This window comes from Chitinimonas sp. BJYL2 (assembly GCF_027257935.1).
Lineage (GTDB): Bacteria > Pseudomonadota > Gammaproteobacteria > Burkholderiales > Chitinimonadaceae > Chitinimonas.
Genome location: NZ_JANZKW010000002.1, coordinates 546,657 through 564,288, shown reverse-complemented (window position 1 = coordinate 564,288; position 17,632 = coordinate 546,657). Strand labels below are relative to the sequence as shown.

The following is a 17,632-nucleotide window of genomic DNA, read 5'->3' as shown; positions in this document are numbered from 1 at the left end:
CGTTAGGCAGCAGGGTGGATCATTCGTAACGCAATGCTTCAATCGGATCGAGATTCGCGGCCTTGGAGGCCGGCATGATGCCGAACAACACCCCCACTAGCGCACAGAACAGTGCGGCGCCGATGGCCACGAAGATGGGCACCGAGGCGGGCGGGAAGTTCGGAATCAGCGCTGCAATCCCGTGGCCCAGCGCCACGCCGATCACGATGCCGACCACACCACCCAGCAGCGAGAGCATGCCGGCTTCGAGCAGGAACTGGACAAGGATATCGCGCCGCGTGGCACCGATGGCTTTGAGGATGCCGATCTCGCGGGTGCGCTCTGTCACCGAGACCAGCATCACCGTCATGATGCCGATACCCCCCACCAGCAGCGAGATACCCACAATGCCACCCAGTACCAGCGTGGCCATGCCGGTGATCTGGCTGAACTGCTTGGCGAGTTGGTCGGCAGACTCCACCTCGAAATCATCGGGCTTGCCCGGTTTGATCTTGTGGGCGGCGCGCACGGCACGGCTGACCTTTTCCTTGGCCTGTTCGATATCGGCAATGTCGGCCACGGTAAAGCGCAACTCGAACATCAGGCGGCGGTTCTGACCTTGCAGTGCGCGGCCTACATCGAACGGAATCATCAGGTAGTTATCTTGACTGAAGCCGAAGATCTCACCGCGCTTGTCCATCATGCCGACAATCTTGAACCACTCGCTGCCGACCTGGATGAACTCGCCCACCGGGTTGGCTGGTAGCTTCAGGTCATCGCGCAGCTTGGGGCCGATCACGGCCACGCGGCGTCGGCCCTGGTCGTCGCTATCGACGAGGAAGCGGCCGAACTCGGGGAACCGGCGCTCCACCCATACGTAGTCGGCACTTACGCCATACACCTGCGGCGTAGTCGAGTGGCCGCGGTAGCGCACCGTGCCGCCGTACACCACCTGCATCACCGGTGCGACATGGGTGACGCCCTCGACGCGGTACCGGAGCAGGTCGATATCGCTCAGCGAGAGGCGGTTGATATTGCCGCTGTTGAAGTTATCGAAGTTATTGCTGGCTTTGAGCGTCAGCGCCGTACCGCCCAGATCGGCGAACTGCGACTTGATCGAATCGGCAAAGCCCTGCATCAGCGCGACGACCGCGACGACCGAGGCGGTGCCGATCACAATGCCCAGCGTGGTCAAAAAGCTGCGCAGGCGGTGGGCGATCAGGTTCAGCCAGGCGGCTCGCAGCGATTCAATCAGGAGATACATGCGGCCTCCTTGCGCTGCTGCGCCACGTCCGACTCGATCTTGCCATCCACCAGCCGGATCACCCGGCCGGCGTGGGCCGAAATATCCGCCTCATGCGTGACCAGGATCACGGTCTGGCCATCGCGGTGCAGTTCGTCCACGAGTGCCATGATTTCCTCTGAAGTGCGCGTATCCAGATTCCCCGTGGGTTCGTCGGCGAGCAGGATCGACGGGTTGCCGACCAGTGCCCGTGCCACTGCCACGCGCTGGCGCTGGCCGCCCGAAAGCTGGTTGGGCAGATGCTTGAGCTTGCTGGCCAGACCCACGCGATCGAGCGCCTCGGCCGCGCGGCGTTCGCGCTCGGCCGGTGGCAGGCCGCGATAGACCAATGGCTGAGCTACGTTCATCAGCACATTGAGGCGCGGCAGCAGATGAAAGCTCTGGAACACGAAGCCGATTTCACGATTACGGATTTGTGCCAGCGCGTTGTCGTCCAGGGTGGCGACATCGCTGCCGTTGAGCACGTAGCGGCCCTCGGTGGGGCGATCCAGACAACCGAGCAGGTTCATCAGCGTGGACTTGCCCGAACCCGACGGGCCGGTGAGCGCCACATACTCGTTGCGCGCGATATGCAGGTCCACGCCCGACAGGGCCGAGAATTCTTCCTCGCCCATGCGGTAGCGTTTGACGATGCCGGAGAGCTCGATCATGCCTTGGCCTCGTCCTTGGACTTGTCCTTCTTCTTGTCGTCGGCCGGGCGTTGCGAGACCTTGTCGCCGGTCTTGAGATCACGCAGCGTCTTGCCTGGGCCGGTGACGAGCATGTCGCCCACCTTGATGCCCTTGGTGATTTCCTGCCAGCGGTCATCCGAGATGCCGGTCTCCACGTCCACGCGCTCGGCCTTGCCATCCTTGGCGAGAATCACATAGCGCTTGATCTGCTTGCTGTCCTTGTCGTCCGTGAGCACGGCCTCCACCGGCACCGCCACGCGCTTCTGACCATCGCTGAGGAAGATTTCCGCGCGCGAGCTCATGCCCGAGCGCAGCTTCACATCCGCCGGGGGATTCAGTGTCACGGTCACCTTGTAGGCGCGCGCCTGGTTTTCCACCGTAGGTGCAAGGGCGATCTTCTCCACCTTGCCCTTGAGTGCGGTATCGGGATACGCAGCGGCAAACAGATCAACCGCCTGGCCTACGCCGACGCGGGCGATATCGCCTTCGTCCACCTTGAGTTCGGCCTTGATCTCGCCGGTATCGGCCAGTGTCATCAGTTGCGCACCGGCGAGGCTCATCGTCGACGGGATCGCGGTTTCGCCCACCTTGATCGGCAGGGCGACGACGCGGCCGCTGATGGGCGCGCGCACCTCGGTCTTGCGTAGTTGTTCGCGCGCTTCGGCCAGCACTGCACTGGCCCGGCGCGCGGCTTCCTCGCTGGATTTCAGTTCTACTTCAGCGAGTTGCAGCTGGTTACGTTCTTCATCGAACTTCGAGGCGTCGATCATCTTGGCCTCAAACAGCTTGCGATTTCGCTCGAACTGCTTCTGGCGCAGGGCCAGGGCGACGCGCTGGCGCTCGATGGCGATCGTGTTCTGGCGCAAGCCGGCTTCTTCGCGAGCAATCGCATTCTGGTAGGTTTGCGGATCAAGGCGCAGCAGCACATCGCCAGCCTTCACATCTTGTCCTTCGACAACGAGGACTTCGCGTACCTTGGCGGTGACTTCAGCCGTCAGCGCCACTTCGGTGCGGAAGGCCAGCGTACCGGAGGCCAGAATGGTGGGGCGGATTTCCTGTTGGGCCACCGGACTCATGTCCACGGGTTTGCCTTTGCCACTGTTGAGGCTTTTGACTGCAAAGGGTACGACGATGACGAGGGCGATGGCGGCGAGGCCAAGCCATTTCTTGTTCAGGCGCATGGGTTTTCCAGAAATGACCGCAGAATCAGTTCATCACGGCGACGACGGTCGCCCAGATACCAAAAATCACCACCGAAGGCAGGCTCGCCACGATGATGGCTTGTGCCCAGCCACCCTGGCTCCACTGGCGCCAGCCCACAGCACCCAGGCCAATACTCCAGACCATCAGCAGGTCTACCGATGTCATGAAGCCTTTCCAGGGGTGATTCAGCGGCAGCACGCCAAACAGCGGGTCAAGGTGGGTCAGGTACACATCCGACCACAGGGTTTGTGCCGGCATGATGGCCACCTGGATCAGGGCGATAAGCAGCCCGAGCAGGGCAGGCACGGTGGACCAGCAAGAAAAGCTGAACCATTGCGAGAAGCGGCCTTCCACGCCGCAAACCTTGCCTGCAAGCGTGTAGTACACGGCGCTGAGGAGGTACATGATCACGAGCACGATGGGTGCCGCAATCAGCGAGGGCCATTTCATCATGTCGACCGACATGCCGTCGCGGATCATTTTCTGTTCGGCGGGCGTGCCGGCCGCGTTGGCCATATGCTCGATCATCCATTCACCATCCACGCGGGCGTAGTAGGCGTAGGTGACTAGTACGGCCATCACGATCATCAGTACCAGCGGCACGGCAAAACTGGGCTTTTGGCGCAATTCGTCAAACAGCTTGGCGGGTTCGGTAAACGCGTTGATCAGCTGCATGGGGGTCTCCGGGCAAAGCCTTATTGTTAGCGGGTTTGCGGCCTGTCCGCAAACAATCAGGCCCGGATGGTAGAGCGTACCAGCCGGGCCTGTTGAGCTTATGCGACGAACCGTGGTTTTTTGTGGCTGAACGGGGGAGGTCCGCCAGGCAGTCAGGCACGGCCGAAGCCGCGCCTGTTGTGGCTTAACGGCCCGTACCCGGCTGTTCGATCAGATCGATCGTGTGATCCACCGGTGCGGCATGCCGGCCGCGTTTGAAGAAGTGCAGCAGCCAGATGCTGAAGTCATCCAGATAGGTGAACACCACCGGCACCACCACCAGCGTCAGCACGGTGGAGCTGATCACGCCGCCGATGATGGCGTGGGCCATCGGTGCACGTTGTTCCGAGCCTTCGCCCAGCGCCAGGGCCAGCGGCAGCATGCCGCCGATCATGGCGAAGGTGGTCATCAGGATCGGACGCAGGCGGATGCGGCCGGCTTCGATCATGGCGTTGAAGCGGTCCATGCCCTCGGCGCGCAGCCGGTTGACGAAGTCGATCAGCAGGATCGCGTTCTTGGTGACCAGACCCATCAGCATGATCACGCCGATGATGGAGAACAGGTTCAGCGTGCTGCCCCACAGCCACAAGGCAAGGAACACACCCAGCAGCGAGAGCGGCAGCGAGGTCATGATGGCCAGTGGCTGGAACACGCTGCTGAACTGCGAGGCCAGGATCAGGAAGATGAACATCATGCCGATGCCCATGGCGATGGCGGCATAGCCTGCCGATTCCTTCATGAACTCGGCATCGCCTTCCTGCACCTGCCGGTAACCCGGTGGCATCTGGATGCCATCGAGCACCTTCTTCACATCAGCCTGCACCGAACCTACAGGCACGCCGTCCACATTGGCGGTGATGGTGACGTTACGGTACTGGTCACGGCGCTTGATCAGCGTGGATGTGCCGCTCTCCTTCACCTGTGCCACCTGGCCCAGCGGCACCATGGTTTGCTGGCCGGTGCGCGGGTCGATATCGCGGCTGGCAATCGGCAGGTCAGCCAGATCTTCGGCCACCCGGCGGTTGGACTTGGGCAGGCGCAGGATCACGTCGTAGTTCTCGCCATCGGGTCCCACCCAGGTGGTGATTTCGTCACCGGCAATCAGCGGGCGCAGGGCGCTGCCGATCTGGCCGATGGAGAGACCCACCTTGGCCGCCATTTCGCGGTCTACCTCGATGTCCACGGCTGGCTTGGCCGCACGCAGGCTGGTTTGCACATCGGTCAGGTGCGGCACGGTCTTGAGTCGCTCGGCGATGTTCTCTGCAATGCGCTTGAGTTCTTCGAGATCCTTACCCTGTACCTGGATGGAGATGGGGGCATCGCCACCACCACCGCTGGCGCCACGAACGTAACGGACTTCAATACCCGCAACCCGTTCGATCCGCTCACGCATCAGCTTGACCAGCTCTTCCTGGCCGCGCTCACGCTGATCCTTGTCCACAAGCTTGATGGAGACGAAAGCGATGTGCTTGCTGTCGGAACTGACCGTGGTGTAGAGCTCCTTGATCTCCTTGAACTCACGCAGGGCCGCTTCCACCTGATGGGCCTTGGCCTCGGTGTACTCGAGCGCCGTGCCGATGGGGGTGCGGTAATCGATGAAGATACGGCCGACGTCCGCCTTGGGGATGAACTCGGTCTGCACCATCTGCGTGGCCGGGATGGCCAGCGCGAGCACGAAGGAGGCGAGGCCGCCGAGCACCACGATGAAGCGATGCGACCAGCTAGGACGACCCTTGAAGCCCGACTTCAGCCAGGCACGGGCACGCGGCCGTGTAGCCAGTGCCAGCAGCGTGATCGGCAGGCCGATGACGGCCAGCGGGATGACCACATACTTGGGCACGCCGATACGGTTCTCGCTGAGTACCCAGGCGATAGTGCGGCCATAGGCATCGGCAACGCGGTCCTGCAGCTTCTCGAACTTGTCGAGAATTTTGCCCAGCAGGCCCTTGTGGCCCATGCCGTGGACGTGCGGGTCGTGCCAGATCGAACTGAGCATCGGGTCCAGGGTGAACGACACAAACATCGAGATCAGCACCGAGGCACAGACCGCGATACCGAACTGGTAGAAGAACTTGCCGAGGATGCCGCCCATGAAACCCACGGGCAGGAACACGGCCACGATGGTCAGGGTGGTGGCGAGCACGGCCAGACCGATTTCCGCTGTGCCATCCATGGCGGCTTCATAGTGGCCCTTGCCCATCTCGATATGGCGCACGATGTTCTCGCGCACCACGATGGCATCGTCAATCAAGAGACCGATACACAGCGATAGCGCCATCATCGTCATCACATTGAGCGTGAAGCCGAAGGCCTGAAGGAAGAAGAAGGTACCGATCAGTGCGACCGGCAGTGTCAGGCCGGTAATCACGGTGGAGCGCCAGGAACCCAGGAACAGCCACACGATCAGCACGGTGAGCAGCGCACCTTCAAACAGGGTGTGAGTCACATCGCTGAGCGAGCGACGGATACCGATGGAGGTGTCGTTGACGACCTGCAGTTTCAGGCCCTGGCTCAGGTATTCCTCGTTGAGCTTGTCGACGGCGGTCTTGACGGCATCGGTGACCTCAATCGTATTGGCGCCATCAATTTTGCGGATATCAATCGAGATCGCGCGCTTGCCATCCACGAGCGATAGCGACTGCATCTCGTCTTCGCCATCCTCGATCTTGGCGACTTGGCCCAGGGTGATGATCTGGCCGTTGTTGCGGGCGACGACCATGTGGCGGAAATCGTCGGCATCGCGGATGCGGCCCTTGATCTGCACCACGCGCTCGGTCTTGTCGAACTCGATATTGCCGATGGGTACTTCGCGGTTTTCACTGCGCAAGGTGCTGATGACCTGATCCACACCGACGCCCAGTGCACGCAGGCGCTCGGGGTTCAGTTCCACGCGGACCTTGCGTTCAACGCCGCCAACGATGGTGGCACTGCCCACGCCCTTGATGGTCTGGAACTCGCGACGAATGTTCTGATCTGCCAGGGTGGTCATCTGGCGCGGGGTCAGCTTGTCGCTGGCCAGTGCTACCGAGATGGTCGGGCGATCATCGTTGCGGGCCTGGAAAATGCGCGGCTCGAGAATTTCGTTACGGAACTCGACCTTGGCCTCATCCACCATTTCGCGCACATCGCGCAGGGCTTTCTCGTTATCGGTGTTCAGCTCGAACTCGGCCACGACGACCGACTGGCCGTTGTACGAGTCGGATGTCACATGCTTGATACCAGGCAGGGTGACGAGCTTGTCCTCGACCGGGCGGGAGATTTCGTTCTCGACAATCTCGGGAGAGGCACCCGGATAGGCGGTAACCACCACCACGAACGGGAACTTGATGTCCGGCATTTCCTCGACCGGCAGTTGCTTGTAGGCAAACAGCCCAAGCACCACCAGCGCCAGCATCATCATGGTGGCGAGGACCGGGTTTTTGATACTGATGCGGGTAAACCACATGGTTGCATCCCCATGCCGGCAGGGCCGGCGGTTTGTTTTGTCGCGTACGCCGTCACCCCTGCGGATGTGACTTCCTCGGAAGCCGCATCCGTCAGGGAGCCGGGTCTGTCAGGGCGGGAATCAGGACTTGGCGGGTTGCGTGGCGCCGGGCAGCTTCACCTGCTGGCCAGCCTTCACGTTTTCCACCTTGGCGATGATCACGGTGGCGCCGGCCGTCACGCCGCTGCGGATCGCCGCTTCCTTGCTCAGGTCATTGAGGATGCCAAGCGTGACGGGCTTGCGTACTGCCTTGCCATTCTCGACCGCCATGACATAAGGCGCGCTCGTTTCCATATCGCGGATCGCACCGAAAGGCAGCGTCGCTGCATGCTCGGCACGTGCCACAGCCAACTGGCCACGGGCAAACATGCCCCCCTTGAGCAGGTGATCAGGGTTCTTGATCCGGATATACACCGACACCATGCGCGAGGCGCTATCGGCCACCGGCGCGATGCGTTCGACCCGGCCCTTGAGTGCATCCTGGGCAAAACCGTCGATGGTCAGCGTCACATCCTGGCCAAGCTTGACGCTAGCCAGCGCGCTCACCGGCACCGCCGCTTCGTACTCCATCTCGCCCAGGTCCACCACGCTGAACAGGCGTTGATTGATGCCCACGCGTGTGCCGGGCTCTACTTTGCGCTCGGCCACAATGCCGCTGATGGGCGCGCGTACGGCGCTGTCGTTCATGGCTTTGCGTGCCAGACCCAGTGCCGCGGCATCCGCCTTGTGCTGTGCCACGGCCACTGACAGCGAGCTTTCGCTCACGTCAAAGGCATTCGATGAAATGAAGCCTTGCTTAATCAGGTTTGCATTGCGGTCGCGGTTTTTCTCGGCCAGTTGCAGTTCAGCGCGCGAGCGCTCGAAACTGGCCTGGCGCATGGCAAGCTGGTTACCCAGATCGCTGGTCTCGAAGCGCGCCAGCACCTGACCCGCCTTGACGGAATCGCCGGGACGAACCAGCACCTCAGCCAGTGCGCCTTCCACTTCGGCATTGATCACGGTCTGACGTACCGGGGTCAGCGTGCCCGACAAAGCCAGCGGCTGGATGAGATTCACGTCCATGACCTTGACGACATCGGAGTTGGCCAGCTCCAGCACGACCGGGGTTTTGTCCTTCTTTTTGTCTTCGGGTGCGGCGCGGCTGGTCTGAGTGACCGCTACGGTGCCAACCAGTAGCGCCACACCGATGCTGATGGCAAGCGTGCGACGACTGAAACGGGGGAGGCGAGCGTTCATGGCTTACTCCTTGTGGAAGCTGGGGATACGGGGGATTCGGTGGCCGACGGTGCGGCGGGATTGAGCCCTTGCCAGAGCATGTCCACGATGCGGGGCATGAGGGCATCGAGCTTGATGCGTTCGGGGTTGATCATCCAGGCCATGATCAGGCCGTCCATCAGCGCGCTCCAGAACACGGCCATCAGTTCGGGATCGGCCGGCGGCGTATGGCCACGGGCCTGGTGTTGCTGGGCAATCAGCCCGGCGGAGAGGCGCCAGGAGTCCTGATAGGCGCGTGCCAGACGCTCGCGGATTTCCGGCTCCCGCGCCTGGCCCATGAACTCCAGAAACAGGCGTGGCCAGTCGGGGTCGTGCTCCACACGGTCTACCACCCCGCCCAGCAAAGCCTTGAGGGCATCGCGTGGGTCGGTGTAGGCGGCATCACGTGCCATGGCTTCGGGCAGGTGCTGATCGAACTCTTGCTGGAAGCGGCTATCGAGCAGGGCAAAGAACAACTCGTTCTTGCTCTTGAAGTGCCAGTACACCGCACCCTTGGTCAGCCCGGTATCGGCGGCCACCTCATCGAGCGATGCAGCAAGGAATCCCTTGCGGGCAAACACACGTGCCGCGGCATCGAGAATGCGGTCTCGCGTATCGACGGGTTGCACGCCGTCGCCATTGAGCAGTTCCGCAAACGCTTCCCGCGGACCGAGCAGGCGTTTCACGGTTTGCCAGGGCAGGCCGGTTTCGCTGGCGATTTCGCCATAACTGATGTCGGCAACAGATCGGCCTGCACTGAGCGTGCGCAGTGCAGCGATGGCCTGTTGGCGGGCACCGTGGATGTCAAGCTGGGCGGAGGGGTTGGCTGCGCGGTTCAAGACCGGATCTCCAATAAGCATACTGATCGGTATTTTATGTAGTGAATGGCCTCTGTGTAAACCCCCGCCGATGGCCGGCAAGCAGGCGGCGACGGTTCTATATTGTTTGGAGTGGCTAATGCGTCTGCAGACCACCGCCGGGTGCCGCCAGCGCGGCGGGTAACGGCGTGACTTAGGCCGGAGGTGTTGCGCCATACTGATTGTTTGAATCGCCGCGCGTGACGTAAGCCTGCGGCTACACGGCGATTCGCCGATACTGGATGCGTACGATTGCAAAGTTTTTCTGATGCAGGCTGACCTTTACCTGTCCCAACGCCGTCACTGGCTGCGCAGCCTGGTGAGTACGCTGCTGCCTCTGCTCGTCCTCGCGCTGGGGGCCTCCTGGTGGTGGTGGCATCACCAACAGCAGGTCATGCACGAGGAACTGCAGGCACGTAATGAGCGGATACTGCTGCGGGTACATCAGGAATTGTCATCGACCCTGCTCGATGGCGGTGCCGACCTGATGATGCTGGCAAATGATCCAACGCTGGCCGTTACCCTCGGCGAACCCGCCGAGCGCTGGGCCGAGCACGCAGATCACTTTCTGAGCCTGATGCGCTTCAAGCCCGTCTACGACCAGATCCGGCTGCTGGATCTGCAGGGCAAGGAGCGCCTGCGCGTCAACCTCAATCGTGGCGACCCCTATCCGGTGCCGGCGATCAGCCTGCAGGACAAACGGGGACACGATTACTTCCGTGATGCCGTCAATCTCTCGCGGGGGCGAATATTCCTCTCGTCGCTGGACCTGAATGTCGAACGGGGACGTCTGGAGCGCCCACTCAAACCGGTGATCCGCTTCTCGACGCCGGTTTACGATGCGGCGGGCGTCAAACGGGCGGTGCTGGTAGTCAATCTGCTGGTTACTCCGGCACTCACCCGACTGGAGCACTCCACCCGCGAACGCGGGCAACTGATGCTGTTCGACGCCCGTGGTCAATGGTTGCTGGGCGGACGGATTGAAGACAACTTCGGTATCCAGGCGGGCACCGGTCGCACCTTGAGTGAGCGCGATCCCGCGTTGTGGAAGCTGCTGCAGTCATCCGGGGCGGCGGGCAATCTTGTGCTTGATCAGGCTACCTGGAGCTATCGCCAGATGGCACCGCGCGCGCCGCTCACGCAGGGCGACAAGGTCTTGCTGCGGCTGCCGTTCGTGACCCCGGCCAGGCAGGGGGACTGGTATCTGGTGATGCACCAGGATGCCGAAGCCATGAGCAAGCTCAAGGCGCCGCTGGTCCGTACCCAGATCATCGTCACGGCGGGCGCTGTCATGCTTGCCTGTCTGGCGGCCATGGTCATTGCCAATATGTCCGTACGCCGCCAGGGCCGGCGCCATCGCCAGGCGGCCTTCCAGGCACTGCTGGCCCAGGCACCAGTGGCGGTCATCATGCTGGATGGTCAGTTCGACGCGCAGTACAGCAACGATGCCTGGACCGAGCTTACCGGCCTGAGCCTGGAACTTTCACAGGGTGTCGGCTGGTGGTCGGTGCTGGACCATGCAGACCGCGAGCGCTTGCAGGCCAGTTTGCATCGCTTTGTCCAGCAAGCCCAGGCTGAGCCGCTGGATCTGCAGCTGCGTCTACCGGATGGGCGCCGTCGCTGGGTGAGTTGCCTGTTCTCTGGCGTGCCGGATAGCGGTTCGGCGGAAACCGGCGTGGTGCTGAGTCTGGCCGATATTCAGGCCAGCAAGGAACACGAATCGCGGCTGGCGGGTGCCTTGCAGTTGGTCAATGGCGTGGTGACCGGTAGTGGCGATGCGATTCTGGCGGTGGATAACGACTGGCAGGTGTTGTTGTCCAACCCCGCCTTGGGCCAGGCCTTCGGCATGGTGTTCAACGACGTGCCCGAAGTGGGCGAATCGTTCCTGGAGTGGCTGGCCGGCCACCCGGCTGATCGCAATGCCCTGCAATCGAGCTTTGGCTTGGCACTCCAAGGCAAGCCAAAGCAGCTACGCATTCTGCTTGGCGCAATGCGGCGGGTGTTCGATTGCTCCTTCGCCCCCTTGCTGGACGAGGCTGGCCGTCGCACGGGCGCTATCCTGTTTGCCCGGGATGTCACGGAAATGGCGCGTATCCAGACGCGCGTTGCACGCAGTGAGGAGCTGTTCCGCAGCGTCTTTGCGGGCAGTCTGGATGCTGTTTTCGTCATGGAAGCCGTGAAGGACCCGGCGGACAAGATTGTCGATTTCCTTTACATCGAGGCCAACCCCGAGGCTTTGTCCGCCGTGGGGCGCTCGCGCGAGCAGTTCATCGGCAAGCTTCAGTCCGAACTGTTTCCGACCCGTCGCGCCGAGTACTTCGACCGCTATATCAGGGCGATTGAAACCGGCATGCCGTTTGCCGAAGAAGTTCGCCACGATCATGAGGGCCTGGCACCGGGGTGGTATGAGAACCGCGTCGTTCCGATGGGCTGGGGGGTGACGCTCACCAGTCGCAACATCACCAGCCGCAAGCAATCGGAACTGGCTCTGGCAGCCAGCGAGGCCTTGCAGCGCAACATCTTCGACTCATCGCCCTACGCCATCATCGCGGCCGATGCCGATGGCCTGATCACACTGTTCAACAAGGCCGCTGAACGCATGCTCGGCTACCGTGCAGCGGATGTGATCGGCCTGCATACGCCCTTGCTGTTCCACGACAACACCGAACTGGCCCGCTATGCCATGGAAGTCGGGGAACAACTAGGCATGCACGTGGAGCCGAACGCACAGGTTTTTGCTCTGGGCCTGCAAGGGCGCCAGGTGGAACGCGAGTGGACCTACATCCGTCAGGATGGCAGTGCGTTTCCTGTGAGTCTCACCATGTCGCCACGGCTCGACGCCGAGGGCAGGGTGATCGGCTCCATGGGGATTGCCTACGATATCAGCGAGCAGAAACAACTGGAGATCGAGCGCGATCGACTGGAAGCGGTGATTGAGAACCTGCCCGATATCGTCCGCATGACCTCGCTGGATGGTGACGTGATCTACCTCAACGCCGCCGGTCGCCGGCTGTTCCAGCTGGCACCGGACGCATCCCTGAAGGGCTTCACCAAACGTGATGGCTATACCGAGTGGTCGTACCAGCTGATCAGCAATGTGGGTATTCCCAAGGCCCTGGCCGAAGGCAGCTGGCAGGGCGAAACCCAGTGGGTCTCGCCGGACGGCCGCATCATCGACATGCGCCAGCTGATCGTCGCACCGCGCATGCAGGGCAAACCGCCCACCTTTACCGCAGCCGTACTGCACGATCTTTCTGAAGTGCGCGCCATGGAAGCCAAGATGGTGGAAGAGGATGCGCTGCTCAACTCCATACTGGAGAGCGTGCAGGACGCGATCGTGGTGATCAACGAAGCCGGCAAAGTGGAACTGCTCAACCCCGCAGTGGCCGATGTATTCGGCTACGGCCTCCACAAGGTCATGAGCCAGCCCGCCTCCATGTTGTTGCCGCCGCCGCTGGCGGCACAGCAGCGTGCTGCCTTTGAGCGCTATATCGAGACAGGCGAGCAAACGGGCAGGGTGCTGGGTCAGCGCATTGAGGTACTGGGTCAGCGTCGCGATGGCACCAGCTTTCCCATGGAGCTCACCGTCAGCGAAATCCACTTTGGCGGCAAGCGCGTGTTTACCTGGGTCATGCGCGACATCTCCGAACGCAAGGCGTTTGAGGAGAAGCTGCTGCAGAACATCGATGAACTCGAAGCAGCCCAGCAGGCGCTCAATGCGGCCAATGAACAGTTGCTGGATGCGAATGTGGAGCTGGGCCGCATGGCGCAGCAGGATGGGTTGACCGGGGTGGCCAACCGGCGTGCGTTTGATACCCGTCTGGCCGCCGAGTGGGGACGTGAGGCACGTTCCGGCGAGCACCTGAGCCTGATCATGATCGACGTCGATCACTTCAAGAAATACAACGATGGCTATGGCCATCAGATGGGCGACGAATGTCTGCGCCAGGTCGCCGCCGTACTGCGCGAGAGCTTGTCGCGCCCGGCCGATTTTGTGGCTCGTTACGGCGGGGAAGAGTTCGCCATCATCCTGCCGGATACCGAGGGAGCGGGTGCGCTGGAGGTGGCCGAGCATGTGCGCCAGCGCCTCGCTGAGGCTGCCATCCCGCACGCGCACTCCACTACGGCACCCCATGTCACCCTGAGCATGGGTGTGGCCACGATGCGCCCGCTCAAGGGCGTGAAGCCCGAAACCCTGATTGCCAGCGCCGATGCGGCGCTCTACCGCGCCAAGAAAGAGGGGCGTAACCGGGCAGTGCTGGCGGGTGAGGGCCCGACCTGAGGCGCCATCACTTGCCGTAGCCCGCTGTCACAGCACTGTCATGCCATGGCGTTAGTTTGCGCGGATTGGAAGATGGAGTTGAGCATGCGCGTCTTGATGGTGTCGGATGTGTACTTCCCCCGCGTGAACGGTGTGTCCACATCGATCCGCACCTTCCGTCAGTCCTTGGCCGAGATCGGCGTCACGGTCGATCTGATCGCGCCGGCCTACCCTGGAGCGGTGGAGGAAGATGGCGTCTACCGCGTGCCGTCGCGCTATCTGGCTTTCGACCCCGAGGACAGGATGATGCGGCGCAGCGAGATCGATGCGCTGTTGCCGGTGCTGCGCGGGCAGGCGTATCAGCTTGTGCATATCCAGACCCCGTTCATTGCCCACTACGCTGGGCTGGCATTGGCTAGGGCGCTGGGCGTGCCGGTGGTGACGACCTACCACACCTTTTTCGAGGAGTACCTGCACCATTACGCGCGCATCGTGCCGCGTGGCTGGACGCGTGCGCTGGCGCGGCGATTCTCGCGCGGACAGTGCAATGCCACGGCGGGGGTGGTGGCACCGTCCACGGCCATGCGCGATGCCTTGCGCTCCTATGGCGTGACGGTGCCCATCGAGGTGATTCCCACGGGCATTCCTTTGGCTGAGTTTGACCACGGCGACGGCGAGGCTTTTCGCCAAGCACATGCCATTCCGCTCAATGCCGAGGTGGCGCTCTATGTGGGCCGCGTTGCCCATGAAAAGAATATCGACCTGCTGCTGCACATGGCAGTGGCCGTTGCGGCGGCGCGGCCGGACTTCTTGCTGATGATTGCAGGCGAAGGCCCGGCACTGCCGCATCTGAAGGCCTTGGCCGAGCAGCTGGGTCTGACGGGGCGGGTGCGTTTTGTGGGTTATCTGGATCGGGCACGCGCTCTGGTCGATTGCTACCGCGCGGCTGATGTGTTCGTGTTTGGCTCGACCACCGAGACGCAGGGCCTGGTGTTGCTGGAGGCAATGGCGCTGGGTGTGCCGGTCGTGGCGATTGCTGCGATGGGCGCGCGCGACATTCTGCTACCCGAGCAAGGCTGCTTGTGCGCACCGATCGATGCGGCGGGGTTTGCACTGGTGGTGCAGCATCTGCTCGCCGATGCCGAGCTGCGGGCCGGCAAGGCGGTCGAAGCCCGTGCTTATGCACTCAGCTGGAGCGCCCCCGCAACAGCCGAGCGGATGGCAAGCTTTTATCGTCAGGTACTTGCTGCCCAACCTGCCGGGGAGGTGGCGGGCACCCTGGTCGCCAACACACCGCCCGCTTGAACTGCGACACTCACTGATGCTGGGCTACATGATCTGGATAGCTAGCCCATGAGCCTTGGCGGCAAGCAGCACGAAGGCACGATGTGTAGGCGATGACCGTTAACGGACCTGATGGGTGGCTGCGGAAGCAGGGATTCAAGGGCGTGCAACCGAGGGCGCCTCGGTTTGGGGTGGACGATAGCGGTTCAACAACCGTGTGATCGCGCCACTGGCGTTCAGCTGGCGGATAGCGGCATCCACCTCTGCCACTCGGACCTGGCCGCGGCGAGAAACGGCGCATTGGGTCAGATTGTTGCCTACCACTAAGGGCGGGTGCAGCGCGACGTTGACCTTGTTCTGCGCCACCATGTAATCGAAGAACAATTGCACGAACAGCGCGTGCTGCATCCGGCCTGCTTCGAGTTTGCGCAGATTGGCCGCCGCGTGAGGCGCGTTGTCGCGAACAAAGCGGGTGCCCAGTGCGGCGCTGACCTCGGGGTGTTCAAAACCAAGGACCGAGCCGATGGGTTGACCTGCGAGGTCGCTCAGTCGTTCAGGACGCTTGGCCGTACGCGCGCTCACCAGTATTTCGGTAATGGGCACGAATGGCTGGCTCCAGTCGAAGGCGCCGGGTAACCACTGCGGCTTGTAGAGGCAGATCAGATCCGAGCCGCCGGATTCAATCTCGGTGGCAAGCCGTCGTCTGGGCAGGGCCTTGAAGGTGGCGTTGCGTCCCATCGCGCCGGCCAGCGCGCTGCCGATGTCCATGTATAGCCCCTCCACCAACCTGCCTCCAGCAATCCGCGCGAACGGCATTTCGGTACTGGTATCGACAAGGATGCGCAAAGGGGGAAGATCCGCCGCCTGCGCGCATAGCCCCATGACCAAGAGCAGCGCCAGACGGATCGGCAGACGGGTGGGCTGGTGCTCAGGGCACATCAAAACGCACGCCCTGCGCCAGTGGCAGGCTATCTCCGTAGTTCACCGTATTGGTGACGCGCCGCATGTAGTTCTTCCAGCAGTCCGAGCCGGATTCGCGGCCACCGCCGGTTTCTTTTTCTCCGCCAAATGCGCCACCGATTTCGGCGCCGCTGGTGCCGATATTGACATTGGCAATGCCGCAATCTGACCCGGCAGGGCCAAGGAACCACTCGGCCTCCCGCACGCTATCGGTAAAGATCGCCGAACTCAGACCCTGGCCAACGCCATTGTTGAGGTCGATGGCGTCAAGCATCTCGCTATAGGGCATGACGTAGAGGATGGGCGCGAAGGTTTCCTCGCACACGATAGGGAGATTGCCGGGCACGCGCACCAGCGCTGGGCGCACGTAATAACCGGTGTCTGGCACATTCGACGTGATGCGTTCGCCGCCAGTCAGGAGCTGCCCGCCTTGCTGTGCCACTGCCTGCAGAGCTTGCTGCATGGCCCAATAGGCTTCGGCATCAATCAGGGGACCAACCAGGTTATGGTCATCTCGCGGGTCGCCAATCGGCAGGCTGTTGAAAGCTTGGGCGATGCGGTTGCACAGCGGCTCGATCAGGCTTTCGTGGGCGATCAGCCGGCGCAAACTGGTGCAGCGCTGGCCTGCCGTGCCCGCAGCGGCGAACACGATGGCACGCAAGGCGAGTTCCAGATTGGCGCTGGGCGCGACAATCAGGGCATTGTTTCCCCCCAGTTCAAGCAAGGATCGGCCAAGGCGACCCACCACACTCTGTGCGACAGCGCGCCCCAGCCGGGTAGAGCCGGTAGCCGATACCAGGGGAATCAGCGGATGGGCCGCCAGATGGGCCCCTGCATGGCGATCACCCAGCAAAAGCTGGCAGACATGGGCGGGGACACGATCACTCAGTTCATCAACCGCCTCTTCTACCAGCCGGTGCAAGGCAATCGCACAGAGTGGCGTTTTCTCGCTGGGTTTCCAGACCACGGCATTCCCGCACACCAGCGCCAGCATGGCGTTCCAGGCCCAGACGGCCATGGGGAAATTGAAGGCGGTGATCACGCCTACGGCGCCGAGCGGGTGCCACTGCTCCATCATCCGGTGCTGCGGGCGCTCGCTCGCCATGGTGAGGCCATGTAGCTGGCGCGACAGCCCCAGTGCGTAGTCGCAGATATCGATGCACTCCTGCACCTCGCCCTCGGCTTCGCTGTTGATCTTGCCTACCTCCAGCGTGATCAGACGGGCAAGCGCCAGCTTGCGCTGCCGTAGCTTGACGCCAATCACCCGAACCAGCTCGCCACGCATCGGTGCGGGCACCGTACGCCATTTGAGGTAGGCACCATGTGCGGCTTCAACCGCATGATTGACCAGCCCCGTGGTGGCAGGCGCAAAACTGCCCAAGCCCATGCCATTGATGGGCGAGACGATGCCGCGCGTTTCAGCATCGGCATAGTGGGCCGCGCCGGTCACCAGTGCGGAGGGCCAGTGTGGCTCGGCAGCCAGGTCGGACAGGTGCAGGTCAGCGATCAGGTCGGGTGGCAGCGGCATGGCGATAGGGTGTCGAGACGCGCGGGTTGACCGGGGTGGTGGCTTTGTCCGCAGCATAGTCCGGCATGCCCGGCGTCTCCAGCCTAATTTGGATATATTCCCGCTGCCTCGCTGGCCTTAAGCCTGGTTTAAGC

Annotated in this window: 11 protein-coding genes; 2 read left to right on the top strand and 9 right to left on the bottom strand. The window is 62.4% G+C overall.

Annotated features, from left to right (window positions below; genetic code table 11):
• Positions 1-19: 19 nt before the first annotated feature.
• From O9X62_RS08150 to O9X62_RS08120, 7 genes are all read right to left on the bottom strand, one after another.
• Positions 20-1,243: an ABC transporter permease gene (locus tag O9X62_RS08150; protein ID WP_269532310.1), complete on the bottom strand. Its 1,224-nt coding sequence runs from the start codon at positions 1,241-1,243 to the stop codon at positions 20-22.
• Complete coding sequence (locus tag O9X62_RS08145) at positions 1,231-1,932, bottom strand: ABC transporter ATP-binding protein (protein WP_269532309.1); 702 nt, start codon at positions 1,930-1,932, stop codon at positions 1,231-1,233. Before O9X62_RS08145 ends, O9X62_RS08150 begins: the two co-directional genes overlap by 13 nt.
• Positions 1,929-3,134: an efflux RND transporter periplasmic adaptor subunit gene (locus O9X62_RS08140; RefSeq protein WP_269532307.1), complete on the bottom strand. Its 1,206-nt coding sequence runs from the start codon at positions 3,132-3,134 to the stop codon at positions 1,929-1,931. Before O9X62_RS08140 ends, O9X62_RS08145 begins: the two co-directional genes overlap by 4 nt.
• A 25-nt stretch (positions 3,135-3,159) precedes the next feature.
• Positions 3,160-3,831 (bottom strand): YIP1 family protein, encoded by a 672-nt coding sequence (locus tag O9X62_RS08135; RefSeq protein WP_269532306.1) that lies wholly within the window; start codon positions 3,829-3,831, stop codon positions 3,160-3,162.
• A 184-nt stretch (positions 3,832-4,015) separates the two neighbouring features.
• Positions 4,016-7,315 (bottom strand): efflux RND transporter permease subunit, encoded by a 3,300-nt coding sequence (locus O9X62_RS08130; protein WP_269532305.1) that lies wholly within the window; start codon positions 7,313-7,315, stop codon positions 4,016-4,018.
• 120 nt (positions 7,316-7,435) lie between these two features.
• Positions 7,436-8,590 carry an efflux RND transporter periplasmic adaptor subunit gene (locus O9X62_RS08125; protein WP_269532304.1) on the bottom strand — a complete coding sequence of 385 codons (1,155 nt, stop codon included), beginning with the start codon at positions 8,588-8,590 and terminating at the stop codon, positions 7,436-7,438.
• Complete coding sequence (locus O9X62_RS08120) at positions 8,587-9,447, bottom strand: TetR/AcrR family transcriptional regulator (RefSeq protein ID WP_269532303.1); 861 nt, start codon at positions 9,445-9,447, stop codon at positions 8,587-8,589. The genes O9X62_RS08125 and O9X62_RS08120 overlap by 4 nt, the downstream gene beginning before the upstream one ends.
• 286 nt (positions 9,448-9,733) lie before the next feature.
• Here O9X62_RS08120 and O9X62_RS08115 point away from each other — a divergent pair, with 286 nt between their 5' ends.
• The gene (locus O9X62_RS08115; RefSeq protein WP_269532302.1) at positions 9,734-13,747 is read left to right on the top strand and encodes a PAS domain S-box protein; all 4,014 of its coding nucleotides are present in this window, start codon (positions 9,734-9,736) and stop codon (positions 13,745-13,747) included.
• A gap of 84 nt (positions 13,748-13,831) precedes the next feature.
• Positions 13,832-15,031 carry a glycosyltransferase gene (locus O9X62_RS08110; RefSeq protein ID WP_269532301.1) on the top strand — a complete coding sequence of 400 codons (1,200 nt, stop codon included), beginning with the start codon at positions 13,832-13,834 and terminating at the stop codon, positions 15,029-15,031.
• A 135-nt stretch (positions 15,032-15,166) separates the two neighbouring features.
• Here the strand turns inward: O9X62_RS08110 and O9X62_RS08105 are convergent, their stop codons facing one another.
• Together O9X62_RS08105 and O9X62_RS08100 are read right to left on the bottom strand one after the other, a co-directional pair.
• Positions 15,167-15,949: an ABC transporter substrate-binding protein gene (locus tag O9X62_RS08105; RefSeq protein ID WP_269532299.1), complete on the bottom strand. Its 783-nt coding sequence runs from the start codon at positions 15,947-15,949 to the stop codon at positions 15,167-15,169.
• Positions 15,939-17,498, bottom strand: a complete 1,560-nt coding sequence (locus O9X62_RS08100; protein ID WP_269532298.1) for an aldehyde dehydrogenase family protein — start codon at positions 17,496-17,498, stop codon at positions 15,939-15,941. The genes O9X62_RS08105 and O9X62_RS08100 overlap by 11 nt, the downstream gene beginning before the upstream one ends.
• Positions 17,499-17,632 lie beyond the last annotated feature (134 nt).